Origin of the sequence: Arthrobacter gyeryongensis, from assembly GCF_039543785.1 — a bacterium.
In the GTDB taxonomy this organism is placed as follows: Bacteria; Actinomycetota; Actinomycetes; order Actinomycetales; family Micrococcaceae; genus Arthrobacter; species Arthrobacter gyeryongensis.
In genome coordinates this window covers 186,497-209,387 of sequence record NZ_BAABKK010000032.1, presented here as the reverse complement: position 1 = coordinate 209,387, position 22,891 = coordinate 186,497, and the positions used below count along the sequence as shown (strand labels likewise).

The window sequence follows — 22,891 nt, the reverse complement described above, 5'->3', positions numbered from 1 at the left end:
CGATCCGTTGTGAATGGTTCATGTTTATTCAGTTGGACTCCCCGCCCTGGGCTGGGCCCGGGCAAGGGAGACTGAGTGACGCCGCACGGTAGTTGTGCGCCACATCACAACCTAGAGTATGGCAGTAGCTCGGGTTATTCGCCTAAATGTTACGAATGTCACATGTGAGATGAGTCTCCTGAGACTTCGCGGCGACGTTCGCGAAGGACCGCCTCCAAGAGTTCGGCGACGTGGACAGGGGCCTCGACGCGGAACTCGGCCTGGGTGAAATCCAGCCCGACCTTGACCCCGACGTCGGCGGCGCCAAGCCTGGCGATTGCGTCCTCGTCCGTCACATCGTCGCCGGCGAAGAGGATCCCGGTGGCGGAGGTGGCCTGGCGCAGGAACTCGACAGCTTCGCCTTTGGAGGAGTGCACCACCGAGGTCTCAAGGACCCGCTTGCCGTTTTTGAGGAAGACTCCCGGGCGACCTTCAAGGACCGCCCGGGCAGCGGCGACAGCGTCCTCCGCCACGTCATCGTCGGCTCGCCGCGTGTGGAGTACGACGCCGGCGGGCTTGTCTTCGAGGACGGTCCCCGGAGCTTCCTGCGAGATTCCGGCCAGGACCTCGCGGACTTCGGCAAGGAGCTCCCTTTGCGCGTCGTCGAGCTGCAGTTCCGCCGAGCCGGGGCCCATCCAGGCCTCCGCGCCGTGGCTGCCAATCAGCAGCGTGGCCTCGGGAGGGGAGGCGACCGCCCGCAGGCTGGCCAGTGCCCGCCCGGAGATGAGCGCCGTCGTCGTCCTCGGAAGCTTGGCGAGTTCAGCGAAAGCGGCGGCTGAGCGCTGGAGCGGGCGCGCGGCGTCGGCGTGGTCCACGATCGGGGAGATGGTGCCATCAAAGTCCATGGCCACCAAAAGGTGGTCGGTGCCCGCGATCCTGCGGACGGCGTCGAGCAGTTCCGGCGGCAGGCTCAGCGGGGGAGTAGCTGCTGTCTCAGGAGTCATCGCGCACCACTATTTCTGCCAGGGCCGAGAGGAATTCGGCTGACCAATGATCGACGTCGTGGTCGAGGATTTGCTTGCGCATGGACTTCATCCGCCGGCGGGATTCGTTCGGGGGCAGGTCCACCGCCCTCATGATGGTGTTCTTCAGTCCATCGATGTCGTGCGGATTCATGAGGAGTGCTTGCTTGAGTTGATCGGCTGCGCCAGTGAATTCACTCAGGACCAACGCGCCCGTGTTGTTGGTCCGGGCTGTCACGTATTCCTTCGCAACGAGGTTCATGCCGTCGCGCAACGCCGTCACCAGCATGACGTCGGCCGCGAGGTACAGGGCCACCATCTCCTCGATCGGGTAGCTGTGGTGGAGGTAGCGAACGGCGGTGTTCTGCATCGTGTCGTAGCTGCCGTTGATGTGGCCCACGGTGCCTTCAATTTCTTCACGCAGGAGTCTGTACTGCCGCACGCGCTCGCGGCTGGGGCTCGCCACCTGGATCAGTGTGGCGTCCTCCACCGTGAGCCGTCCTTCCTTGAGGAGTTCCTCAAAGGCCTTCAAGCGGTGGGGGATGCCCTTGGTGTAGTCGAGGCGGTCCACGCCCAGGAGGATGGTTTTGGGGTTGCCGAGGTCCTGGCGGATCTGCCGGGCACGATCGATGATGTCCGGGCGCTCAGCGAGTTCGCTGATCTGATCCACGGCGATGGAGATCGGGAAGGCCTGTGCGCGGGCAATATGGGTGATCCGGCCATCGGTTCCTTTGACGTGGATCTGTTGCTGTTTGACGCTTGCGCCAATGAAGCGGCGTGCCGAGCGCATGAAGTTTGCCGCGTCACTAGGGCGCTGGAAACCTACCAGGTCAGCGCCGAGCAGGCCTTCGATGATGGCCTGGCGCCACGGTAATTGGGCGAAGATCTCCGGAGGCGGGAACGGGATGTGGTTGAAGAAACCGATCCGGAGGTCCGGGCGCGCCTGGCGGAGCATGCTTGGCACGAGCTGGAGCTGGTAGTCCTGTACCCACACAGTGGCTCCGTGGTCCGCGTGCTGGATGACAGCGTCGGCGAACCGCCGGTTGACCCGGCGGTAGCTGTCCCACCACGTTCGGTGGAACTCCGGCGGGGCAATGACGTCGTGGTAGAGCGGCCAGAGGGTGGCGTTGGAGAAGCCTTCGTAATAGAGCTCAACATCGTCCGTGCTGAGGTCCACGGGAATCAGGTCCATGCCGCCGTGGTTGAAGGGCTCCAACGCTTCGTCCGGGGCGCCGTGCCAGCCCACCCACGCGCCGTCGGTCTTGGTCATCATCGGCGCAAGGGCAGTCACTAGCCCACCGGGGGAGCGGCGCCAACCTTCCTCGCTGTTTTCCCCGTCATCGCTAGGGTAACGGTCAACCGGAAGGCGGTTGGAGACCACCATGAAATCGTGTTTCCGGGTCGGTGGAGCCTGTTTGCCTTCGGGTGCGCTGTCGATTTTTTCGCTTGCCGTTTCTTGCATTGCTGCCCCCTGGGGTTGCTTGTGACTCATCTCCCACCCTACCGGCGGGAATCATCAACGACACTTGCTCGTTCCTCAGACTGGAGTCGAAGACTCCAGCAAAGCTGCCAGTCTTCTCCCGTAAACTGGCCCCGTTGCCATTGCTACAAACAACGCCGTCGATCAATCACGAGGAACTGATGAGCCCCGCAAACGAACCACGCCTGTCCAAGGCAGAGCGCACCGCCCAGGCCCGCGAAAAGGCCCGCGAGATCCGCGAAGCTCAGCTGAAGAAGGACAAGCGCAACAAGTTGCTCATCGGATGGGGCATTGTGGTCGCCGTCGTGGCGATCCTCGCGGTCATTGCCCTCGTGGTCACCCAGAACATTGCGAACAATGCCCCGATCGCCGATCAGGGCCCGACGCCGGCCAACGCCAACGCGCACGGCGGCGTGACGCTGCTTAAGGGCACGGATGTGACGAAGGTGGCCGCCGGCACCGTTAGCCTCGCGTCGCTTCCGTCTGCCCCGGCCACCGCGCCCGCCACGGTGACCGCTCCCGGCGCCGAGGCTGAAGCTGGCAAGCCGGTCAAGGTAGTTGCCTACATCGACTTCATCTGTCCCATCTGCAAGAACTTCGAGAGCACGTACAGCCAGCAGCTGACCCAGTTGCGCAACGACGGCAAGATCACCCTGGAGTACCGTCCGTTCGGCTTCTTGGACGCGAGTTCCAGCACCAACTACTCCTCACGCGCCGCCAACGCCGCAGCGTGCGTGGCGAACACGTCGCCGGACAAGTACTCGGCTCTCGTGGACCTGCTGTACGCACAGCAGCCCGCCGAGGGAAGTCCAGGCATTTCGGACAACGACCTCAAGAAGTTGGCCACCCAAGCGGGATCAGCCAACATTGACTCCTGCATCGACAACAAGACGTACCGGCCGTTTATCAAGGTGGTCACGCAGGAGGCCAAGAATATCGGGATCTCCGGCACGCCCACGGTCTTCATCGACGGCCAGCAGTGGGACAACAAGTCGGACTTCATGACGGTCCTGAACGCAGCTGTCGCAGCAAAGAAGTAGTAATCGAGGCTTAGGCCTCCTGCCCGCTGGAATTTCCGTGGGCGGGAGGTCTTGGGCTACCCTTATCTAGCGCTCGCGCGCACCAGCTCCGGCTTGCCGGGGCATTAGTCCCGGCTAGTCCGGGGCACCAGCTCCGGTCTGCCGGAGCGCGCCTCCTTAGCTCAGTTGGCCAGAGCACCGCTCTTGTAAAGCGGGGGTCGTCGGTTCGAATCCGACAGGGGGCTCTTAGTTTGGCTCTGACCTGCAGGTATGTTGATTCTGGTCAGAGCCATTTGAACTTTTTGGCGCCGGACTCACCTTTAACTCACCTGAATCAGATTTGGAGACCGGTCTTGCCGGGCGCTCCTGGTCCCCCGTTGGCTGCGTCGAAGGCGCCGAGCACGGCCCGTGTGTCGATCGCTTCTTTGTATTCCTCGACGTAGTGCTTTCGGGTCATTGACACCTTGGAGTGTCCTGCCTGGTAGGCGGCCGTTTCGGCGCCCATGGTCCGTGCGATGAGAGTCGCGTTGGCCTTGCGGAACGTTTTGAACGTCACCCACGAGTATCCGATTTCGTCCGCGGCTTTGCGCCAGGTCTTGCCGACATTGTTCGGATCGCACACCGTTCCTGTGGATGAGGGAAAGACCAGGTCCAAGTGATTCCCAGTGGCGTTGCTGCTTTGCCTGAGCTGTCGCCTTCGAAGCGACTCGGCGAGATTTGGCGGTATGGTCACGTAGCGGAATCCGTGCTCGGATTTTGGGTGGTCTTGAATGGTGACACCCCCGGTGGAAGTACGGATGACTGTGGCGTGGACATGGACGGTCGGCGGGTCTGCCTCGAGGTCGACATCAGCCCAGGACAGTGCGAACAGTTCGCCTGGGCGTAGGCCTGTGGTGATGAGGACGTCGGCGATTTGGTGGAGTTCCTGGGACCTCGTGCGGCCAAGCATCGATCCCTGCTCCCAAGCAATGAGCTTGGTCCTCAGATCCAGAAACTGTTCCGGATCCAGAGCTTGAGGTTTTGCCGCCCGACTTCTCGGGATAGAGATTCCTAGGACCGGATTGATGCTCACCGCGTCGTGGCGCAGCGCAATTTTGAACATCGATGACAACACGGCCCCGCAAGTGCGGGCCGTAGCCGGGCCGGCCGCGTCGACAACATTTCGAATGAAGTGATCCACGACGCCTGGCGTGGTCTCTCCAACGCGGACAGAGCCGATTCCAGGCAGAATGTACTTCTTGACGCTGAATGCGTACTTGTCTTTGGTCCGCGATGCCTTGTCCGAGCGTTGCAGCTCTGCCAGGTAGACCTCTGAGAGGTCGGATCTGGTCTGTTGCGCTGATGAGGGCGTTGCCTTGGGTCTGTCTTTTTTGCAGTTTGATTTGGAGATTTCGCCGTGCCGCTGCGGCGGATGGTCCGCGGGCTTCGATTTTTCGCGTTTGCCCGTCGAGGTCCCGGTATCTGGCCCGTGCACGCCAGCTTCTTGCTGTTGCCCGGTCAGTGCGGATGAGACCCCATGTTCCGAGGGGCAGTGGGTACCTGCTCATTTATCGCGTGCAGGTTTTGGGCCGGTTACGGCTCTGCGTGCAGCGACAGCCAGGCAACGAAGTCGCTTTGCCTGATTCGCAGGTGCCTGCCGATGCGGTATGCGTGTGGCCCGACGTGCTTGGCTCGCCACTGGTAGAAGGTCTGTTCGGGGATCTGAAGCTGAGCGCAGATCTCCTTCGGGGTTAGCCACTGTTGGTCAACCTCGACGGGCTGGTTGCGATTTGGCGTCTTAGTCATTGCAGTCTCCATGGTCTTGGTCACCTGACACACAGCCAGGCTCTGTTCCAACTTCATGGGGGACAAAGGTGCAGACGGCATGACCGTGCGGAGGAGCAGAGCGATCTTGATGTCAGAGCTGCCAACCGACAGTAATGGGGCTGATCTGTTGGGAAATCGAACCTTCCAGCCATGGGCCGGGTTGTTGTTGCCGGTTGGCCTGCGACGAAGCCCAGTCGGCAACGCGCTTGAGGTGTTCGTACTGCGACGACTGTTCCCAATCGTGGTCTGCCGGTGCAGGTCCCAGAGGGAGGGGTGAGTCGTCGATACCCCAGCGGTCCCTGTAGATGGCAACCCTGGCGACCAGGCGGGCGGTATCTGTCGCGGTCACGTTCGGCGGGAGCGTTTGGAGGAGTTTTCGTTTCCATTCAGTGTCCTGCGTCAAAGCGGCCGATGCGACTTGCTTGGCCCGCTGCCTGATCTTATGGGTTACTTGGTTGATCATGTCGGCGAGGTCGGGCCGGTTGGTATGAAGTGGTTCGGGGATGACGACACGGTCGCCGGCTGGCAGGCGGGATGAGAAATTGACGAGCCGGGCGTGCAGAACGGCTGCGACGTCCTTTGCATCGCCGCTTGTTTCCAAAGCGGCCATGACAGTCCGCTGAGCCCCGGGCCGGCTGGCCGCGGTCGCTCGGCGCCAGGCTGCGACGGCCGCGCCCCACGAGGGGGATTGTTGCAACACCTCATCAATCTCCGAATTGCGCGCCTTGACGAACCTTGTCAGATCTTCGGCGGCTGCGATCTGGGCGAGGTAGTCGTATTCCGCGCTGAGCCGTTCCAGGCTGTCGGCGTTGGACTGTTCGGCGTCGCGGACTTCGTGAGCGGTTCGCTCGGCGCCTTCTGCCGCGAGCACTTCGGCGAGGATCTCCTGCGATTGCGGTTGCAAGGAGGGGTCCAGCGGTTCGTGGTCGGTGGGGTCGTTTTCGCTGACGTACGCGTAATTGCCGCCACGTCCTCGCGTCATGCTGACGTAGAGAAGCTCGCGGGTGAGCCGTCCCTGGGTGACGACGGTGTGGCCGGTGTCGACCGTGATTCCTTGGGAGCGGTGGGCAGTGGTCGCGTATCCCAGTTCCACGGCCGACTCGACATACTCGCGGTGCAGGGTGACGATGGCGCCGGTGTCCCTCCGGACCGCCACCAGGGAGCCGTCGCGCTTGCCGACACGTACGACGTCGAGCAGAGTGCCGTTGCGGATGAAGTCACCGTTGCTGTCGGCAACGGTGCGGTCGTTGCGGCGAGCGATGACCGTGTCACCGCGCCCGACACACAGCGTGTCCCTCAGGAGTGCTGTCTGTTCGGCGTCCACAAGACCCTGGATCACGCGGTCCGCCTGGGCCCGTTCGTTGAGCATGCCGACTGTGTCGTTGTCCGCGGCAATAAGGATGGACGACCTTCCGGCCAGGATGTCAGCTCGCCAGTTCAGATAAGCCTGGTCGACCACGTCCAGATAAGCGCCGTGCCGGATCCGTTGATGCTGCTCGTAGTCGCTGATGGCTGCGACGTCCCCGGCACGGAGCTTCAACGAGGCATCCCGTTCCCAGGCGTCCTCGAAGCGCAAGATGGTGCGGAGCCGCGCGGTCTTGCCCTGCCGGTCCAGCCAGCCCAGGACCCCGCCGGCGTCGATGGCATCCAGCTGCCCGGGATCGCCCACCAATAGGATCTTTGCTCCGGCGTCCCGGGCCTGTTCCACAAGCGCGGCGAGCTGAAGGGTCGACACCATCGAGGCCTCGTCGACGACCACCAACTGGTTCGAATGGAACCGCCACCGGTCCTGCTCGGCGGAGAGCCAAGCGGCTTTCTGTGCGAGCAGAGCGGTCTGCGGGCTTGACTTTGCCACAGGATTGGTGAGCCGCCGCTCTGCATCGAAGAACCGCTCAGCCCGGCGACTGGCCCCCCCACGGGCGGACTCGTACAGCCACTTGGAGACATTCTCCGCGACCATTGACAGTTCCCGTCCGAGGACCTCGGCGCTCGCCGCCGCGGGCGCCAATCCGACGACGCTGCCGGGACCGAACTCTGCTTCCCAGGCTGCCTTGATTGCGCCGAGGGTGGTGGTCTTGCCGGTTCCGGCGGGTCCGACGACGGCGTCGAGCCGGTTTACGCTTAGCAGGATCTCTGCAGCGGCGGCCCTCTGGTCGTCGTGCAGCCCGAATTTGCCGTGGTGCTGGTAGCCGGTGAGTGCCTCCATGGCGACGGTCGCGCGGACGGCCGGGCCGCCGTCGTCGTTCCTTGCCGCCATGACGGCCTCCTCGCAAGCGAGGGTCGTGGCATCGGTGTAGAGGCGGGACCCGTGGAAGTCGAAGACGCTCCGCCTGCCGAGACGCAGATCCGGACTGCGCGTCCGCGGGGACGCTGTACCGGTACTCGTTGAGGTGAACCGATTGGGCCTCGGCGGCGGTGGCGAGGGCGTCGATCAGGGCGTTGCGGTCCGCGGGTGTATGGCAGCGGATCGCGGCGCAGACCCGTTCGGCCTCGGCGAGGAGGTTCCACCGGTTCCAGGTGGCGCGTTTGGCCGCCACACGCTCCCGGGTCAGTGTTGCGACGGCGTCGATCCAGTCGGCGGTGAAGTCGGACGAGCGGAACGGATTGGTCCGTGACCTCCGGATGGTGTTGGCCAGAACGAGCCGGGGCTCGAAACCCTTGGCTGCCGCGCGTGCCTGCCATCTTGCGGAGAGTTCGTGGAGAGGGGTGATGGTGTCGGGTTTGGGGGTTCGGGTGGAGAGGGTTGCCTGCTGGCGGAGCTTGATGGTGGTTGTCGCAGATGGGGGAGTGCCGTGGTCTTTGGTCCATTCGGCCACGAGGCGGTCGGTTTCTACCTCGATGAGGCGCGAGCGGTTGGAAAATTCGCGGATCAGGCTGTCATCGACGCCGGTCAGCTGCGCACTCGGGTTGTGCGCGGTGGTTGCGGGCTCCCGGATGCCGGTGTCGGTCCCGAGGTCCCGGTGGAGGGCATCGAAGAGCAGCCCGTTGTAGTGCTCGCTGGCAGCGACCGCGGCCTTGTAGAGGGTCCTGGAGTCCAGTGCGACCCAGGCACCGTCGGTGACCCGCTGGACACGGTTGGCGATGACCAGGTGCGTGTGCAGCTGCGGGTCCCCGGCACGAGACTCCCAGTGGTCAAACGCTGCCGCGATCGCGCCGCGGGTGCCGACGTGTGCTACGCCGTTGCGACCCGCACGGGTGTGGATGACCAGCTCCTCGAGCCACCCGAGTGCGGCGTTGACGGCGTCGTGGTGGGTTTGGAGGATCTGGTCTTGGAGGGTCCGCGGGCTCAGCGCCCAGAGCACGGAGACTGATTTGGGGACGCTGAAGGTCAGGTCGAAACCGGCGACAGCGCGGCGCGTGCCGGCTTGTCCTTGGCGGTTTTGGACGAGTGTGGGTTGGCCGTGCGGGCGGCCCAGGGGAGCGCCGGTGTCCGGATGGACCGTTTCGTCGAAGATGGCGTTGGCATCGGTTTCGGTGACCGGATCGCCGCGGGCCCGGCTGACGCCGCCCAGCCCGCCACCGAGCCAGCGCCCCTGCGGGGTCCCGGCCTTCATGTAGTAGCTTGTGGCGTCCCGGGGAGCGGGCGAGACGTCGTCCATCATCGTAGTCTTGAACAGGTACCTCAGACCTGACTGCGCGGAGAGCCTGGCGATGGACATGGTCATGGCCGTCTCCGTATCCGCGGTCGGCGGTGCCGTTGCCCGTTGCCGCAGCCTGTAAAGCAGAATTGCTTCGAGGTGCGAGACAGTTCGAAGTCTTGACCACATTCACCGCAAGTCTTCCCATTCACGTCGGTTCATCAACGCCGAGCCCGTCTGCTACATGACTCCCCGTGAGTCAGCCCTCACGGCGGTGCCTTGGATGCCAGAGGTGTAAACAAATGGGGAAGTTCCTTCCGCGTGCAGGGGGATGAGAACTGTGGTGCCGCTTGGCGACGTCGACGCACACTGGTGCGGGGTGAGCCCGTAGAGGTGTATGACGCGGGGTTCGAGGGTGAGCCGGATTGTTGCGGTGAAGCACGTGGGTCTGTGTCCTGATCAGCGGATCCTCCAAGCGGCGCTGATATTGATTCTCGCTTCAAAGGATGGGTGATTCTGATGGACGTGATGTTCGAGCGCGTTGCCGGACTGGACATCGGCAAGAAAGTCGGTGACCGTGTGCGTGCGCACGCCCCGGGCCGGGCGGTGGTCGTCACGGCGAGACGCGCACGTTCCGGACCATGACGCGCTCGCTTGAGCTGATGAGGGACTGGCTGGTCGGGCAGGGCGTGACGCTGGCGGCGATGGAGTCGACCAGCACCTACTGGAAGCCGGTGTTTTATGCCTTGGAAGAGCAGATGGAGTGCTGGCTGCTCAACGCCGCCCACATGAAGGCCGTCCCGGGCCGCAAAACCGACGTCAAAGACGCTGAGTGGATTGCGCAATTGCTCGAGCACGGTCTGCTCCGGCCCTCGTTTGTTCCGCCTCCGCCTCCGCCGATCCGCCGGCTGCGCCTGCTGACCCGGTACCGGGTGCAGTTGATGGGGGACCGGACCAGGGACGCCGGCCGGTTGGAGAAGATGCTCGAAGATGCCAGCATCAAGATCTCCTCGGTGGCCTCGTCCGTGACCACGGTCTCCGCGCGTGCCATGCTCGCAGCGTTGATCGCGGGGGAGGCTGACCCGGAGGTCCTGGCGCAGCTGGCGAAGGGAAAGATGCGCTCCAAGATCCCTGACCTGATCGAGGCGCTGACCGGCCATTTCGATGCCGATCACGCCCGGCTGGCGGCTGCGATGCTGGGTCGCCTGGACCGGGTTGACGCCGCCTTGACGGCACTGGATGAGACCATCGACACCGCTTCGCGGCCGTGGGCCCACCAGATTCAGTTGCTGCAGACGATCCCGGGAGTGGGGCTGAAAGTCGCGCAGGCCATTGTCGCCGAAACCGGCGGCGAGATGTCCCGGTTCCCGTCGGCGGCGCACTTGGCGGCCTGGGCCGGAGTCGCGCCGGCGATACACGAGTCGGCAGGGCGCAGGACCCTGGCCGGTGCGAGGCACGGAAACAAGTGGCTCACCTCGGCACTGGTCGAGGCGGCCGCGTCGGCGGCCCGCCGTAAAAACACCTACCTCTCGGCGCAGCAGGCCCGGATCGCTTCCCGCCGCGGCGCCAAACGGGCACAGGTCGCGGCCGCCCATTCAATCCTGGACAGCGCCTACTACATGCTCGAACGCAACGAGCCCTACCGCGACCTCGGACCCGACTGGCTGCAACACCGGCACGACGAGGCACATACCCGACGTCTGGTCGCCCAGCTCGAACGGCTCGGACACACCGTCGTCATCGACCCAGCCGCCTGATTCCCAGACCCACCTATTGCCCGGAGCGGCACCTCCGGTCGGTCACCCACGCCCTGCTCGGGCTATTCACGGGTTTGTACGTGATGCGGAAGTATCTTCCGCGGGCCGAGGAGTGAGAATTGTGGTGCCGCTTGGCGACGTCTCATTACATTGGTGCGGGTAAGGCCGTAGAAGTGTATGACGCTGGGCGGAGCACGACGGCCTAGAGAGCAGGATGCTCGCCGCGCCAGATGCGCGGCGCCTTTCGCAGGCAACTCTGCGGGACATTGTGACCGATTACCTCGCCAGTCACGGTCCTTTCCCCGACGGCATGAGTGTCGAGGTCGCGCGCCGGGACGGCTCTGGCTGGGAGCAGGCCGTCGTCGTGGAGCGACCGGGCACCGATGAACGGGCCGTCGAGTAGGACGACGGCACCCAGGCCTGGCGCGATCACAGCGAGCTGCGTCCACGCCGTTAACGGTCGTCGGTACCTCGATTTTTCAGCTAAGAGCCATTGTCGGGCAGTCGATTCCTGAACTGTGCGATTTGCTCGTCTCGCTTCGCCTTCCGATTGACGAAGATTGATGAGGCAGCGCCGAGGGCTCCGGCCGCGACAAGGAACAGAACGCCGATCCATCCCAATAGCTGGTAGATCACCCAGCACATCAGCAGAAACCCCACCACCCCCCAAATGGCGCGATTCACCTTCTTGCTCATGGCTCATCCTATTGACCCGGTAGGGACTTCCGCGACACGGATCGCGCCGGAGGCACGCGCCTGTTTTGATGGCCCGTGTGGCAGTCTTCTTCTTTGATGGTGACCAGGGGCTGTGGGATTTCCAGGCGATGATGCGGCGGGCACTGGCAGCGACGATCGGCGAGCTCCGCAGGCTTCGGCCCGGGACCGGAGGAGACATGAGTGTCGAGGCGTTCGTCACCGACAGGGAGGTCGTCGCGGAACGGTTGCGGAGCCGCGTGACCAACCTCGAGCGCGTGCGGTTCGAGGCCTTCAGGCAGAGCCTCGCCCGCCTGCGATTGCGGGACGACGAGCTAGCGGCCTATCTCAACGAGTTTTACCTGCAGCGTCGCTTTGCGGATGTGATGTTCTACAACGACGTCCTGCCAGTGCTGGCAGAGCTGCGACGAAACCACCATGTCGGCCGCTTGTCCAACGGTAACTCCTACCCGAAACGCCTCGGCCTGAAGGATTACTCCAGGCCGCCGTCCTTTCACAGGAGCACGGCGTCGAAAAACCAGATTGCCGGATCTTCGACATCGCTTCGGACCTGTTGCCCGGGGAACCGCGGATCATGGTCGGCGACTCACTGGCCAATGACATTGCAGGAGCCCAAGCCGCAGGTTGGACCGGGGTCTGGCTCAGCAGGGAAGGCGCCCCGAGCCCGAAAGCTGTCCCAGACCTTACGATTCGAAGCCTGCGCGAACTTCTCCCCATAGCGAAGGCCTTGTGACTCTGCATCCCTACTTGGGATCCTTGAACGGACAGTCCGTGTGGGCGGTGGTACGGGAAATGTTTAGCTTTTTGGCCGTTCCCTAAGTTTTTCGTCAACTCCCATGCTGTTGGCTCATGGGCGGAGATAGTTCAAGATTTGAGCATCAGGCTCAGTGGCATCGGCGGAGGACAGCCGGGGGCCCTTGTATCTCGACTCGTGCCTAGGGAAGCGGACGATGACCGGAATCGACGATCTCATACCCAAGTCCGAGGACCGTTGGGACACCGCCACAAGAAGAGCACAGGGAATTGCAGACCTGGGTCTCGGCGGTGCCCTGAAGACGTACTACACGCTCTATTTCCCGGCCGGGGTAATTATCCTTGTCGCGGTGGGGACAGTGGGCGGGATGCTGGTCTTCGGAGGCGTCCCGGCGGACTGGCCGTCATTTTTGCTGTTAGGTTTCTTCCTCGCGTGGCTGGGTGCCGCCATCGGTGGACTCATTTACAACGCGAAGAAGATCCGGCCCGTAGTGGAACCCGGCAGGATAGCCGTGCTGCTCTCCCTGGAGGACGAAGAGCGGAAAGACATCCGGCGCCAGGTTCTCGGGAAGACCCCCGTTGATCCGGAGCATCTTGTCGTCTCGCGGGCCGCCGCTGTGCAACTGCGAAAGAATGTCGCCACACAGCTGATCTGGATGTCCATGTTCCCGCTTGTATTCATTCCCCAAGTCATACGAGGAGCCGGGTTCATCGCATGGTTCATGGGGGCTGGCGTGGTTGTCTTGGTGATTGGGACGATGTTCGTTGTTCGCGACTTCCTGCGTGCTGGCAGGTTCCTCGCCAGGACAACGGAGCCGGGAGACCCGGACGCAGCCAATGACGACAACAGCGGCCGGCCGTAGCCTCCGTTTCGACAACCAGTCGCTCTTCATCGCTGGATTTCGACAACTACCGCCCGCTGCGCCCTACGGAGCGGCGCCCGGTAAGGGATCTTCTACCGGACACTTGCCAAGGAGTTTCGTTTGGTCATGAATTCAATGAGCCCGACGTGCCCTCGAAAGACTCGTTGACACGAAGTGGGCGATGCTCTGGAGCCTATATGTCAGGACCGCCCAGGTCTCGTTGAGGTTCTGCCGTAAGCCAAGGTTCGTAAAACACCCGGGTCCATGGAAACTGAAAGATCGGAGGCCCTTCGATTCGATCACTCGAGGTCAGAAGAAGAAGGTACTTTTTCAGCAGATCGAAATGAAGGTCAAGGGCAGCGTCGACGTCGCCGTATGAGGGAAGGTCAGCAGTCGGCCTCAGTTGAGCGTGCGCGACATGCTCATTGACATACTTCTCAACCTTCTTTGATGCTTCACGCAATGCCGCCAGATCCGCGGAGGGAATCGCTCCCTCCAGATGCCCTTGATAGTGAGGATCAGCGATTCGGGTGAAGGTCTGATCCAAGTGAAGTGCGATGGCAACCTGCGTTCCGCCTATGTACCATTCTCGTGTGACTCGGTGCGGCTGCTCCGCCAGCCGTGTCAACAGTTGAGTGAAGGATCCTGTCCTCGAATCTGCATCCACCATCTTCCGAATCCCCAGCGCCGCCGTTGAGGCGTAGAGTTCACCCACCCATTGCGCGAAATACGGCTGTGCGTGCGCGACTGGACTTCTCTTAGCGGCCTCAAGGAAGGTGTGCCAAGTTGCTCTGTGCCTAAGGAGGTTTGCGACCTCATCGTCGATTCTGCTGATCAGCTCACTCCACTTTCGTGGTGGGGCCGTCTCGATGCGGGTCCTAGAAGCCAGGTCGGCGCGGCCGTACTCCTTGGCCAAAGCTGAAAGCTCAATCCGGGGCTTCCAAGATTCTGCTTGCTGGTTGCCCATACGGCCGTACCCCCATCAATTCGTTAGACCAGCGAGGCCCCGTCATTAGTTCCAACCGTGCGTCCGAGTATGTCCGCATAGCTCCCGAGCCCGGATTGGCGCAGGTACGGCGGGCCAGCGGACGCCGCACTCAAGTTCACACGCTCCCGAAGCGCTCAAAACCCAAGACGTAAAGAGGCCGCTCCAGCGACCGGAGCGGCTCCCTTCTACCACCAATGCGCAGCCCTCAGCCCTCCGAACCGCTCACCTTGGGGAGCGGAATCTTGCTCAGGATGTCCCGCTCTGCCTTGATTGCGGCGATGCGCTGCTGTATCGGCCCAAGGTCCGCGATCCGCGTGTTGTGACCTTCCACTGCATCGCGGTGTTGGTCGAGGTGCCAATTGACGCTACGCAGCACCTCAGCGAAGCTCTTGCCGATCTTCTCTGGGTCGGGGGCCTCTCCCGCCGGGTTGACGAATTCAACCGTGAGCCTGCGCCCGGAACTGTCTACGTGGCCGGCTGGCGGGTTAAGAGTGTATGTCGTCGGACGGATCGAAAACAGTCCAGCATCCCCGGTAAAAGGGACAGCGAGCCGGTACACCTTTACAGACCTGCGCACGTCATGGAATGAGTACTCCCGGCCGAGGTTCACGGTCCTGTCGACGGAGTCCGGCGTGCCGTCTGGCTCATGGATTCTGAGGCCCATGACTCCATGGCGTTTGAGGAGTTCAGCGGCTACTTTATCGGGCGATGTTGCCAGAAGACCGCCGGGGTTCCATCGCGCCAGATCCTCGGCGTAGTCGTTCATCTTCGATGTCAGGAACTCCGCGATCCCTTGTCCCGCAAACAGGGTCCTGACTCGCTTGTTATCCACTGGGATGTCCATACGTATCCTTGCTCTTAGTAATTGACTGCTCGGAACGAGGGACCTAGAGTTTCGGACTGGAATAGTTCGGGCCCTAGGCCCCTCGGAGGCCGGGCGTTGACGCGCCCGGCCTCCACCTTTAAATGTGACAGCCGGCAGACCAAATTACAACGTTGGGATTTAGCCGCAGGCTGCGTACGCAACACAGCATGCCGTCGGGCTCGCGGAGGAGGCTTGCTTGCGGCCTCAGGGGCGTCCTGTGTCCGTTGAGGGATCCTTTACCGGACGCTCTGAACAAAATCTGTCTGCAGGGATTGGGGCGCACCTCCGAACGAGCAGCGAATCTTGGTGGATGCTTAGACCATGCCCTCGAAGCCGAGCACCCCACGCACCTTGGGGTTCGCCGTGTGGAGCGACAACGTCGCCCTTGTCCGCGAACTGCTGGACGCCGGTGCTTCTGTTGACAATTACGGTTCTGACACAGCTGCCGATGTGACGCCGTTGATGGAGTCGGTCGACGAGCTTGAGCCCTTCTATGACGCTTCCAGGCTCGTTCTGACGCGGCTTCTCCTCTCGGCCGGTGCTGATGTAGCTAGGCGCGACAACACCGGACGCACTGCCTCGCACTACGCTGTCGGAGCTGGTCGCATGGCGGTCGAGGTTCTCCTCGCGGCCGGTTCGGATGTAGACGCCGCCGGTGACGGAGGGGCCACACCGCTACACGAAGCGATCGTCCGCGGGAATGTCTCAGCAATCGAAGCCCTCAGTCAGGGTGGCGCGAATCGCAGCGCCCAAGACCACACAGGTCGCACACCCGCGGACCTGCTGTCCGAGAACAAGGATGTCTTCACATCTGAGGAACTCGCTGCCGTGAATCTTCTGCTTGAGTCCGCCTAGTCTGCGCCCGTTAGACGTTCGCGAGACGCTTATCTACGGTTCGTGACGTTGCCGGGGACCCGGCGTTGCGTCGCGATAGATCGTGCTTCTCAGACCTTGAGTGTCCCGGTCATCCAATCCTCGAGGTAGCGCATGACGGTCGGTGCGACCCATACACGGCTGTCATCCACGTGGTTCCAGACGTAGATCTCGTGATTTCCGGTGAGAGAGACGGCGAACTGGTCACCGTTGCCAGCGTCAGCAAAGAAGACGAGTCCCGCGAAGGGCATATAGAGCCGCCGGAAGTCTGAATTATTCCGGAAATAGGCGTTGTCCTCAGCAATTCGGTGCGTGGGCCAAAGCAGGCCCAGACCGTACTCACCCTCGATGCCATTCGTCTCTGCCAGGAGTTGCCGAAGTTGGTCAGGGAGCTTGTACCCTAGTTGGGCTTCGCACGCTAGAACAGCGTCCGCCGCTGCAGGGGCACCGAAAGCTGCCTTACCCCAGTGCCGAATCTGTTCCACGAGCATGCCACCATCATGCCGCACCGGGTTCCGGGCCGCTCCCTCACGGCAGTAGACGTCACCGTCCGTCCGTTGAAGGATCGATCACCGCACCCTCGGTGCCCGATAGCCGAACGTTGAGCCGGCTCTTTGCAGGCGGGGCCCGGTGGGCCATTCTCGTTGCGGAATGCTGCACGCCTCACTGGTTATGAGAGGCCACCTTTTTTGAAGAGGTCCGTCCACCGTTTCCTCCGCGGGCCCGTGCGGGCACGCGTCAGTTCACGCATCGCCTCGTAACGGGGTTGGTCCATGAATACGCCGAACCAGCTCCAGTGAACCCCGGACACGATGACGTCGCCACTCATCACGGACCCGTCGCGGTATTCGCCCGCCGGAGGCCGGGGAATGCCCTTGGCGATCACCTCACCGATGTTCACGCTGAACGCTGAGGCTTTCTGCGCTGTGAGGACACTAAACAGTTCCGGCCGTATCCTGGCCGGTCCCTGCCTGAAAGGATTGGGGACTTCACTGTCGGTAAACAGGGGCGGTGCGGTGGCCATGAACTCTCGCGTCGGCAGCTCTCCTGCGTCCTCCCATAGCAGCAGTTCTACTACCGGGTTTTCGGTGCCTTTTGGCCAGCCGGGTTTATGCCCTACCACCACCACGATCGCGCGCTTACCGCCCGGAGACCGCAGCAGGACAGCATCACCGACGTCAAACGCCACACCGTGCGGCACGGAACGCTTCAAACGCTTCGGTGCCGGCTGCGGTCCGGCCAGCTTCCTCCGTAGCCTCTCCAGCACTTGCTGCCGCTGTTTCGCCAGGCCAGGATCCTCCTCTTCCCAGCGGGCAACGTCGCCCCCGCGGTCAAGGATGTCCAGTGCCGTGTCCCGCACGTCGGGACGGAGTCGACCGGTCTCATGCTGGGCCGCGGCCAAGGCAAGCCAAAACACCACACCGTCGTCCGGGTCGTCCGCCTGCGCCGCATAAGAATTGATGAGCTTTGCCGTCAGTTCCTCGGGAGGGACTCTGCCGAGGATCCCCTCCCGCCAGTCCGCACGCACATCAGCGGCCACGTCATCGGAAAAAATCGCAGTACCCCAGCTACCCATGAAGACAGCATAAACACGACCACACAACCATCACCGACCTCAGCTGATACAGACCCAGAGCTCAGAGCCCGACGAATTTCACAGACAGCCTGTCCAGCGCAGAGCGCCGGCCAGTTTCATTTGAGCATCCCTCGAAGCGAACGCGACACAGTTCGCTTCGAGGACGATCCTAATCGGCGGTGCGTTTGACCGGCCCTAGAAGCTTGACCGAGCCCACTGTTCTCCCAATGCGGATCGCTCCGCTTCTTCGTTCGGGCCTAGGTCGAGGACCTCAGAGACTGACGGGTCCCTATCGATTACATGGCCGATGCCAACGACTCGGTACACGCCCGCATCATCTGGATGCTCATCTCCGCAGAGCGCGCACCAATCCCCGTCTGGCCGGGCGACATAGAGCACGGGCCTAATTCCGTCGAAGACACCAATGCACACGTAGCACTTCGTCTCATGAGGCAGACCCTGCGGTAGAAGTGGGTGCGTCACAGACATGCGCCCCTCGTCGGGGGTACAGGAACACGCCCGGCAGACAATCCGTTCCCCGGCTTCATGCCGCAACTATCGCATGCGTCAATCTTCCTGCAGCTCAACGAAGTTGCGACGCGCGGGACACAAATGCACACTATTTCGCGCATGGCCTTCCCCTTCTTGCCTTTCCTGAGGCTGCCCGTAAGCCGGTCGATCACCGTGCTGCGATGGCCCGCTCGCCACCCCGCACAATTGCTGGTCACGACTACGTACGTAGGACCCGCACGATCAAATGCACGGCGACGTATCAGGGGCCAGGTAATGCTGGTGCTTATTTATGAGGCTTTGGAGCAACTCCGCAGCTGTGCGCAGTTCATGTTGGTCGTTCATGAACGCCGTCGAGCTGGCCCAGAGGACTTTCTCCCGGATGATCCCGGCCAAGCCTGCGGCATTCGTATAGTGCCAAACAATTCCCTCCGGCCAGCTTTTGCTTGAGAGCAGGTCAGGAAAACCGTGCGAATCGGGCAGCAGGGGAAATGGGCTCATTCGCCAAGAATAGGGCGTCAGACACGGACCCGACCAAACTCAGATTTGGCCGGGTCACCTGAAGTCAGAGACTAGACCACGTCCTCCTCGACATGGGGAGTGGCAGTTGCCTCTAATGAGCGATGCTCACCCTGAGTAGTGTCGTCATCGCTGCTAGTTCGTTCCTCGAGGATGGTGACCTCAATCTCTGGAGCCTTCCACGGGATGTCAAACTTTTCGTTCAACCCGAGCATGCCAATGATGATGCCCGCTTGCTGGCGGCAAAAATCGTAAAGGGTTTCTAGGGCCTCAGAGCCCTCGACTGCCAAGGCATAGTCCCTATCAGTTTCAGCAGCCCCGGTATCCAAGAAGAGAGAACCGATAGTAACGGTGAAACCGGCTTCCTTGTTTGCGCCATGTAATGTGCCGATAACCACGCGACCGGCTTCAACGACTTCTTCCTTGGAGTAGGCGGCCGTCCACTGCAAGTGGTCCTCTGCTTCATGGTCGGAATGTGCCTCCACGCTGAGGACTTTGGGGTCCACGAGAATGAAGGCCCTATTGAATTCAGTCATGGTCTCGGCCGCACCAAGTCCTTGATACGGTCCACATTCTGGTGAGTTTCGTGGACGTGCCGGGTTCGAGGTCCGCCGCTGTTGATATAGGCGTCTCGAATCAATTGTCCGCGGGAAGGAGTAGTAACTGGCTCCTCGACTTCGATGTCGAGCACCAGGCGCGCGCCCAGAACATGCAGTGTCTTGGCTAGATTTCGAACTGTGATGTTGCGGTCTCCCGAGAGTCTGGCCGTGATTTCACTGCGGGGAACTCTCAGTAATCTTGCTAGATCAGAGCGACCGACCTGTGCCTTTTCCATCGCGAGGGCAATCAGCTCACTAGCATCCACCATCGCGGCTTCCTCGGCGTAAACCGCCTGAAACGTGGCGTCCCCGACAGGGAAGACGTTTGAGGTCTCCATATTGCCCCTCCCCTTCAATTCCACTCCCAGAAGATGTTGACAGCCTTCTGGATTTCCCTATTCACTCTGCTATCGGCCGGCTTGGGCCGCCCATGAGTCGCGTACCAAGTTACGTGGTACCGGATCAGATACAGCCTGTACTTGTCCGCTTTAAGCTCGAAGATATCGAGCTCGTCGCGTTTGGCAAGGTGTCGAAGATTTTCTGGGCTTTTGATGTTGTGATGGTCGCGTAGACGCTCGAAGTACCGAAGGTACTTCGCTTGAAACCGCCGGTCCAAACTGCCCAGGAATTCCTCTGCATCGCATGCCCCCGACCTACGAACCATCGCCAGGACGGTGTCGCAATCTGGCAACAGTCGCTTACAGTGTTCGTGTTCAGTCATAACTGAACAACCGCTTTCAAGGTATCACACGCACCAAAGCTTCGACATATCGTTCTGATCACGCTTCTTAGGCTCTTCCCCATATAAGGCCCCATGACTGCAGTTGGCCGAGGCATAGGGCCCAATCATAGTTCCTCGCCGGGCGCAGGTGGCGTGAGAAGGGCGGCAAATTATGCTGTGCCCTTGGGCTTTGATGGCACAAGCTGGCGGCCGATGCTGGCTTTGTTGAGGTGTCCGTAGATCGTTGAGCGCGGGACTTGAAGCAGGTCGGCAATGCGTTGGACGGTGTGGCTCCCGGCGTCGTAGAGCTGTTCGGCGTGATTGGCTTGGTCGGGCGTCAGTTTCGGACGTCTGCCTTCGCTTTTTCCCGGGGCGCGGGCGGCCGCGAGTCCGTCGCGGGTATTGCCGATAATGAGCTCGCGCTGGAGTTCAGCCAGGACGGCGAGCATCCCGAACATCGCCCGTCCTTCCGCGGTGGCGGTGTCGATGCCTTGCTCCAGGACACGCAAGCCCACGCCTCGTTCCCGGAGGCCCGCCCCGAGAGTAACAAGGTGCAGTACCTAGCGTCCGAGCCGGTCGAGGCGGGTGAAGACGAGCTGGTCGCCGGGTCGGTTGGCCGACGCGAGCGCTTTATCAAGCTCGGGCCTGCTGGCTTTGGCGCCGCTGGCGTGATCGATGTAGATGTTTTCAGGGTCGACGCCGGCATAGATCAGTGCATCTGATTGGTGGTTAGGGTTTTGCTCTACGGTGGAGATCCGCGCGAATCCGATCAGGGAGACGCCTTTGGTTGATTCAGGACTGCGACTTAGGGCCGCCGAGCCAGTAGAGCGCAACGTCGACATCTCTCGCAGTCCAGGCGTTCCCATGCTGCTTCGCGATCGACCGCAGTTCTTCTACCAACTCCATGTAGCGCCCGTACCTGCCGCGCAAGAGCGGACGATGCAAAATGTTCAATCCAGCTCGGGCGCGCCGGTCGTACACAGCCATGCGCTCGGGTGCTGCTGCCAGCAGGAGAGCTGACGCTAGTGCGTCCCCTGTTCTGAAGCCAGGCAACGGCTTCAGCTCCCCCCGACCAGCCGTAGCCGCTTGAGGTACGGAGAGCGAGACGTCGGTAACGGCACGCACCGCGTTCTCCGTCACCGCCCGCACTTTCGGTTCTTGCCATGTCATCAGATCGCTGACCCAGGGAGTATTTGCACGGAGGCGCTTCCAGAACAGCAGGGCCCCGATATCGGCCTTACCGATGCTGCCGCTCGCCTGAATTCGGTCAGCGACTTCCTTGAGCACTTGGTCGTATGCCGGCGATGTAGCCGCCATATAGGCGCCGTGGGCTGCGCGAAGTGTCTCCCAGACCTGCGAGTCGTCCACGGCGTGGGGCGCTTCGTCCTGCTCGTCCATAGCTGGAAGCATGCCACACACGTTGCCAGTCGTCCGGCCGTGACGAGCAGGCATGGCAGAAGATGAATATGCGGGCCAGTGCGGGGGAGCCCGATGCTGGGATTGTCCCAGTCCCAAGGAAGTGGGACGGCGTCCCACTGCGCTGTCGTCCGCACAGCTCAGCGTGGGTTGAGAGAATCAAGTATGGCCCCTATCGAATACATTCCTGCACGGCTGCGAAGCGCTTTTCGTGAGCAGGCGCGGGGGATTGTCGTGCATGACATCGAGAGGATGTGGCAGGACGAGGGATTCGCTCCCGGGTCGGGTCAGTCCTTCAGCGGCGTGCGAATGTCTCTTTGGTCTGATTATGAAGCTTCGGTGCGATGGTCAGATTGGGAGCACGTTTCAAGAGTGCTCAGGGTCTATGAGGGGGCTATGGCCATGGCCACGCCTGACGACCGCGAAAGGCTTGCTGGATTGTTGATCCGCGAGGGATTTCGGGTGGGTAAAGCTGGCCGGATTGAATACGTCGGAGCGGGTAACAGGATCACCGAGGTGACTCGGACTCGAATTTTGGAGTATTTAGAGAAGACGCCTGGAGGCCGAAACTGGGCCGGGCGGTTTGATCCACCCGAGTTTTTGAGGAGACTCTACGATCTCGCGGCGATGCCCAGTGAAGACCCACGATTCGAGAATGCCGAGCTGGATGTTTGGCAGCATTGCGTCAACAATGACGACTGGGACTTCGACTGGGTGTTCAACGATTCTAGGTTCGAGTTGTCCTCTGATGGCATGCTGTTGAGGTTCCTTGCAGAAATGCTGCATCCAGCAGTCCGTGCCAACCCAGAAGAAGTTGCTGCTCTTCTTGGCGGTCTCAACGAGGCACTGAGGCCGGATGGATACGAGCTTTACGAGAAGTCCACTGTCAGCGGCCGTCCGCTCTATGCATGGCGAAACCTTCAAAGCACCATAGCCCGGCTAGAAAAATCTGGACGTGACTACGCTCTCAAGTCCATTGGTGAGGGATCCTACGCGCACGTGTACAAGTACAAGGACGATGAGTACGGCATGCATGTAGCCGTGAAAAGGGCTCGCCGGACACTGAACGCAACAGAGCTGGCCAGGTTTAGGGCTGAGTTCGACGTCCTCGCCAGCCTCAGTTCGCCGTACGTGCTGACTGTGTACCGATACAACGAGTCTGACAACAGCTACGCCATGGAGTACTGCGACTACACACTGGGCAAGTACATCGAGGAAAACAATAACAAGGACAACTTTGGCTTTGCGAAACGTAAACGCATCGCCCTGCAGTTCCTTTATGGAATCAGTTACCTTGCCGTCAAAGAAGTCCTGCATCGAGATTTGAGCTTTACGAACGTTATGGTCAAGACGTACGACGCGGGCGTTGTTCAAGTGAAACTGTCTGATTTTGGGCTACACAAGACCCAAAAGTCGCTGTTGACCCGGACAGGCACTGAAATGAAAGGGACAATCCTTGATCCCACACTGGACAGCTTTAAGGATTATTCACTAGCTAACGAAATCTACGCTGTCGGGCATGTCCTTTCTTTTATCTTCACAGGACGCAAGGCGCCCCACGTTCGGGGAGAAAACCTCGGCCGTGTCGTTCGACGTTGCACCGACCTGAACTTGGAAGCTCGATACAAGATTTTGAACGAGATCATCAATGAGGTGATGGGCCTTACGGAAGTTTGATCCTCAGATACAAGGAATCCCGTCGGCCGGGCGCATGGAGTTCAACACGGTGCTCCAGACTCTCCAACGCTCCTACCGGGTGTTCCGGTTCTAAGAAAGTGGGACGGTTGTAGTTGGGATGTTTCCGGTGCGCGATTTACTCGCGCGGCCGTTGCGGGTGCTGGATAGTCTTGCTA

Annotated in this window: 22 protein-coding genes, 1 tRNA gene and 2 pseudogenes; 9 read left to right on the top strand and 16 right to left on the bottom strand. The window is 61.5% G+C overall.

Going from position 1 to position 22,891, the window contains the following annotated elements:
- Nucleotides 1-158: 158 nt before the first annotated feature.
- Nucleotides 159-983 (bottom strand): trehalose-phosphatase, encoded by an 825-nt coding sequence (gene otsB, locus ABEA18_RS21635; protein ID WP_345452647.1) that lies wholly within the window; start codon nucleotides 981-983, stop codon nucleotides 159-161.
- Nucleotides 973-2,463, bottom strand: a complete 1,491-nt coding sequence (locus ABEA18_RS21630; protein ID WP_345452645.1) for an alpha,alpha-trehalose-phosphate synthase (UDP-forming) — start codon at nucleotides 2,461-2,463, stop codon at nucleotides 973-975. The genes otsB and ABEA18_RS21630 overlap by 11 nt, the downstream gene beginning before the upstream one ends.
- Nucleotides 2,464-2,642: 179 nt before the next feature.
- Here ABEA18_RS21630 and ABEA18_RS21625 point away from each other — a divergent pair, with 179 nt between their 5' ends.
- Nucleotides 2,643-3,521, top strand: coding sequence for a DsbA family protein (locus ABEA18_RS21625; protein ID WP_345452643.1), 879 nt, complete (start codon nucleotides 2,643-2,645; stop codon nucleotides 3,519-3,521).
- Nucleotides 3,522-3,671: 150 nt separating this feature from the next.
- A tRNA-Thr gene (locus tag ABEA18_RS21620) sits at nucleotides 3,672-3,745 on the top strand.
- An 89-nt stretch (nucleotides 3,746-3,834) separates the two neighbouring features.
- On the opposite strand, the gene ABEA18_RS21615 is transcribed toward ABEA18_RS21620, so the two are convergent.
- The 4 genes and pseudogenes from ABEA18_RS21615 to mobF form a co-directional block, all read right to left on the bottom strand.
- Nucleotides 3,835-4,974, bottom strand: coding sequence for a site-specific integrase (locus ABEA18_RS21615; protein ID WP_345452641.1), 1,140 nt, complete (start codon nucleotides 4,972-4,974; stop codon nucleotides 3,835-3,837).
- A 98-nt stretch (nucleotides 4,975-5,072) separates the two neighbouring features.
- The gene (locus tag ABEA18_RS21610; RefSeq protein ID WP_345452639.1) at nucleotides 5,073-5,285 is read right to left on the bottom strand and encodes a helix-turn-helix domain-containing protein; all 213 of its coding nucleotides are present in this window, start codon (nucleotides 5,283-5,285) and stop codon (nucleotides 5,073-5,075) included.
- 112 nt (nucleotides 5,286-5,397) lie between these two features.
- On the bottom strand, nucleotides 5,398-7,563 hold the full coding sequence (locus ABEA18_RS21605) for an ATP-dependent DNA helicase (RefSeq protein WP_345452637.1): 2,166 nt from the start codon (nucleotides 7,561-7,563) through the stop codon (nucleotides 5,398-5,400).
- 412 nt (nucleotides 7,564-7,975) lie between these two features.
- Nucleotides 7,976-8,965: pseudogene (mobF, locus tag ABEA18_RS21600) on the bottom strand (MobF family relaxase); the annotation flags it as partial.
- Nucleotides 8,966-9,394: 429 nt separating this feature from the next.
- Between mobF and ABEA18_RS21595 the strand changes: the two are divergent.
- From ABEA18_RS21595 to ABEA18_RS21585, 3 genes are all read left to right on the top strand, one after another.
- A complete protein-coding gene (locus ABEA18_RS21595; RefSeq protein WP_345452635.1) occupies nucleotides 9,395-9,529 on the top strand; it encodes a hypothetical protein in 135 nt (44 codons plus the stop codon).
- Entirely contained in the window at nucleotides 9,526-10,641 is a 1,116-nt protein-coding gene (locus tag ABEA18_RS21590; RefSeq protein WP_345452633.1) for an IS110 family RNA-guided transposase, read from the top strand. The genes ABEA18_RS21595 and ABEA18_RS21590 overlap by 4 nt, the downstream gene beginning before the upstream one ends.
- A 214-nt stretch (nucleotides 10,642-10,855) precedes the next feature.
- Nucleotides 10,856-11,044, top strand: coding sequence for a hypothetical protein (locus ABEA18_RS21585; protein ID WP_345452631.1), 189 nt, complete (start codon nucleotides 10,856-10,858; stop codon nucleotides 11,042-11,044).
- A gap of 80 nt (nucleotides 11,045-11,124) precedes the next feature.
- Here ABEA18_RS21585 and ABEA18_RS21580 read toward each other — a convergent pair whose 3' ends face one another.
- Entirely contained in the window at nucleotides 11,125-11,337 is a 213-nt protein-coding gene (locus ABEA18_RS21580; protein WP_234751376.1) for a hypothetical protein, read from the bottom strand.
- 547 nt (nucleotides 11,338-11,884) lie between these two features.
- Here ABEA18_RS21580 and ABEA18_RS24735 point away from each other — a divergent pair.
- Nucleotides 11,885-12,088, top strand: a complete 204-nt coding sequence (locus tag ABEA18_RS24735; protein WP_425550560.1) for an HAD family hydrolase — start codon at nucleotides 11,885-11,887, stop codon at nucleotides 12,086-12,088.
- Between the two features lie 217 nt (nucleotides 12,089-12,305).
- A complete protein-coding gene (locus ABEA18_RS21570) occupies nucleotides 12,306-12,971 on the top strand; it encodes a hypothetical protein (protein ID WP_345452627.1) in 666 nt (221 codons plus the stop codon).
- A gap of 193 nt (nucleotides 12,972-13,164) precedes the next feature.
- Here the strand turns inward: ABEA18_RS21570 and ABEA18_RS21565 are convergent, their stop codons facing one another.
- Together ABEA18_RS21565 and ABEA18_RS21560 are read right to left on the bottom strand one after the other, a co-directional pair.
- The gene (locus ABEA18_RS21565; protein ID WP_345452625.1) at nucleotides 13,165-13,938 is read right to left on the bottom strand and encodes an AbiU2 domain-containing protein; all 774 of its coding nucleotides are present in this window, start codon (nucleotides 13,936-13,938) and stop codon (nucleotides 13,165-13,167) included.
- Between the two features lie 226 nt (nucleotides 13,939-14,164).
- On the bottom strand, nucleotides 14,165-14,803 hold the full coding sequence (locus ABEA18_RS21560) for a hypothetical protein (RefSeq protein ID WP_345452623.1): 639 nt from the start codon (nucleotides 14,801-14,803) through the stop codon (nucleotides 14,165-14,167).
- Nucleotides 14,804-15,145: 342 nt separating this feature from the next.
- On the opposite strand from ABEA18_RS21560, the gene ABEA18_RS21555 reads away from it, so the two are divergent.
- The gene (locus ABEA18_RS21555) at nucleotides 15,146-15,679 is read left to right on the top strand and encodes an ankyrin repeat domain-containing protein (RefSeq protein ID WP_345452621.1); all 534 of its coding nucleotides are present in this window, start codon (nucleotides 15,146-15,148) and stop codon (nucleotides 15,677-15,679) included.
- 89 nt (nucleotides 15,680-15,768) lie between these two features.
- Here ABEA18_RS21555 and ABEA18_RS21550 read toward each other — a convergent pair whose 3' ends face one another.
- From ABEA18_RS21550 to ABEA18_RS21520, 7 genes and pseudogenes are all read right to left on the bottom strand, one after another.
- The gene (locus ABEA18_RS21550) at nucleotides 15,769-16,188 is read right to left on the bottom strand and encodes an SMI1/KNR4 family protein (RefSeq protein WP_234751387.1); all 420 of its coding nucleotides are present in this window, start codon (nucleotides 16,186-16,188) and stop codon (nucleotides 15,769-15,771) included.
- Between the two features lie 179 nt (nucleotides 16,189-16,367).
- Nucleotides 16,368-17,273 carry a hypothetical protein gene (locus ABEA18_RS21545; protein WP_345452619.1) on the bottom strand — a complete coding sequence of 302 codons (906 nt, stop codon included), beginning with the start codon at nucleotides 17,271-17,273 and terminating at the stop codon, nucleotides 16,368-16,370.
- 753 nt (nucleotides 17,274-18,026) lie between these two features.
- Complete coding sequence (locus tag ABEA18_RS21540) at nucleotides 18,027-18,284, bottom strand: hypothetical protein (RefSeq protein ID WP_345452617.1); 258 nt, start codon at nucleotides 18,282-18,284, stop codon at nucleotides 18,027-18,029.
- Between the two features lie 71 nt (nucleotides 18,285-18,355).
- The gene (locus ABEA18_RS21535) at nucleotides 18,356-18,838 is read right to left on the bottom strand and encodes a hypothetical protein (RefSeq protein ID WP_234751390.1); all 483 of its coding nucleotides are present in this window, start codon (nucleotides 18,836-18,838) and stop codon (nucleotides 18,356-18,358) included.
- The gene (locus ABEA18_RS21530) at nucleotides 18,835-19,239 is read right to left on the bottom strand and encodes a helix-turn-helix domain-containing protein (RefSeq protein WP_345452615.1); all 405 of its coding nucleotides are present in this window, start codon (nucleotides 19,237-19,239) and stop codon (nucleotides 18,835-18,837) included. Before ABEA18_RS21530 ends, ABEA18_RS21535 begins: the two co-directional genes overlap by 4 nt.
- A 553-nt stretch (nucleotides 19,240-19,792) precedes the next feature.
- Nucleotides 19,793-20,464 (bottom strand): annotated as a pseudogene (locus tag ABEA18_RS21525) (recombinase family protein).
- Entirely contained in the window at nucleotides 20,415-21,032 is a 618-nt protein-coding gene (locus ABEA18_RS21520) for a hypothetical protein (RefSeq protein ID WP_345452613.1), read from the bottom strand. The pseudogene ABEA18_RS21525 and the gene ABEA18_RS21520 overlap by 50 nt, the downstream one beginning before the upstream one ends.
- 171 nt (nucleotides 21,033-21,203) lie before the next feature.
- Here ABEA18_RS21520 and ABEA18_RS21515 point away from each other — a divergent pair, with 171 nt between their 5' ends.
- Entirely contained in the window at nucleotides 21,204-22,715 is a 1,512-nt protein-coding gene (locus ABEA18_RS21515; RefSeq protein WP_345452611.1) for an AbiJ-related protein, read from the top strand.
- The last annotated feature ends 176 nt before the right edge of the window (nucleotides 22,716-22,891 follow it).

Coding starts and splice junctions, on each gene's coding strand:
- otsB (WP_345452647.1), bottom strand. CDS start 983: ATGACTCCTGAGACAGCAGCTACTCCCCCGCTGAGCCTGCCGCCGGAA.
- ABEA18_RS21630 (WP_345452645.1), bottom strand. CDS start 2,463: ATGCAAGAAACGGCAAGCGAAAAAATCGACAGCGCACCCGAAGGCAAA.
- ABEA18_RS21625 (WP_345452643.1), top strand. CDS start 2,643: ATGAGCCCCGCAAACGAACCACGCCTGTCCAAGGCAGAGCGCACCGCC.
- ABEA18_RS21610 (WP_345452639.1), bottom strand. CDS start 5,285: ATGACTAAGACGCCAAATCGCAACCAGCCCGTCGAGGTTGACCAACAG.
- ABEA18_RS21605 (WP_345452637.1), bottom strand. CDS start 7,563: ATGGCGGCAAGGAACGACGACGGCGGCCCGGCCGTCCGCGCGACCGTC.
- ABEA18_RS21590 (WP_345452633.1), top strand. CDS start 9,526: ATGACGCGCTCGCTTGAGCTGATGAGGGACTGGCTGGTCGGGCAGGGC.
- ABEA18_RS21585 (WP_345452631.1), top strand. CDS start 10,856: ATGCTCGCCGCGCCAGATGCGCGGCGCCTTTCGCAGGCAACTCTGCGG.
- ABEA18_RS21580 (WP_234751376.1), bottom strand. CDS start 11,337: ATGAGCAAGAAGGTGAATCGCGCCATTTGGGGGGTGGTGGGGTTTCTG.
- ABEA18_RS21570 (WP_345452627.1), top strand. CDS start 12,306: ATGACCGGAATCGACGATCTCATACCCAAGTCCGAGGACCGTTGGGAC.
- ABEA18_RS21565 (WP_345452625.1), bottom strand. CDS start 13,938: ATGGGCAACCAGCAAGCAGAATCTTGGAAGCCCCGGATTGAGCTTTCA.
- ABEA18_RS21560 (WP_345452623.1), bottom strand. CDS start 14,803: ATGGACATCCCAGTGGATAACAAGCGAGTCAGGACCCTGTTTGCGGGA.
- ABEA18_RS21555 (WP_345452621.1), top strand. CDS start 15,146: ATGCCCTCGAAGCCGAGCACCCCACGCACCTTGGGGTTCGCCGTGTGG.
- ABEA18_RS21550 (WP_234751387.1), bottom strand. CDS start 16,188: ATGCTCGTGGAACAGATTCGGCACTGGGGTAAGGCAGCTTTCGGTGCC.
- ABEA18_RS21545 (WP_345452619.1), bottom strand. CDS start 17,273: ATGGGTAGCTGGGGTACTGCGATTTTTTCCGATGACGTGGCCGCTGAT.
- ABEA18_RS21540 (WP_345452617.1), bottom strand. CDS start 18,284: ATGAGCCCATTTCCCCTGCTGCCCGATTCGCACGGTTTTCCTGACCTG.
- ABEA18_RS21535 (WP_234751390.1), bottom strand. CDS start 18,838: ATGACTGAATTCAATAGGGCCTTCATTCTCGTGGACCCCAAAGTCCTC.
- ABEA18_RS21530 (WP_345452615.1), bottom strand. CDS start 19,239: ATGGAGACCTCAAACGTCTTCCCTGTCGGGGACGCCACGTTTCAGGCG.
- ABEA18_RS21520 (WP_345452613.1), bottom strand. CDS start 21,032: ATGCTTCCAGCTATGGACGAGCAGGACGAAGCGCCCCACGCCGTGGAC.
- ABEA18_RS21515 (WP_345452611.1), top strand. CDS start 21,204: ATGGCCCCTATCGAATACATTCCTGCACGGCTGCGAAGCGCTTTTCGT.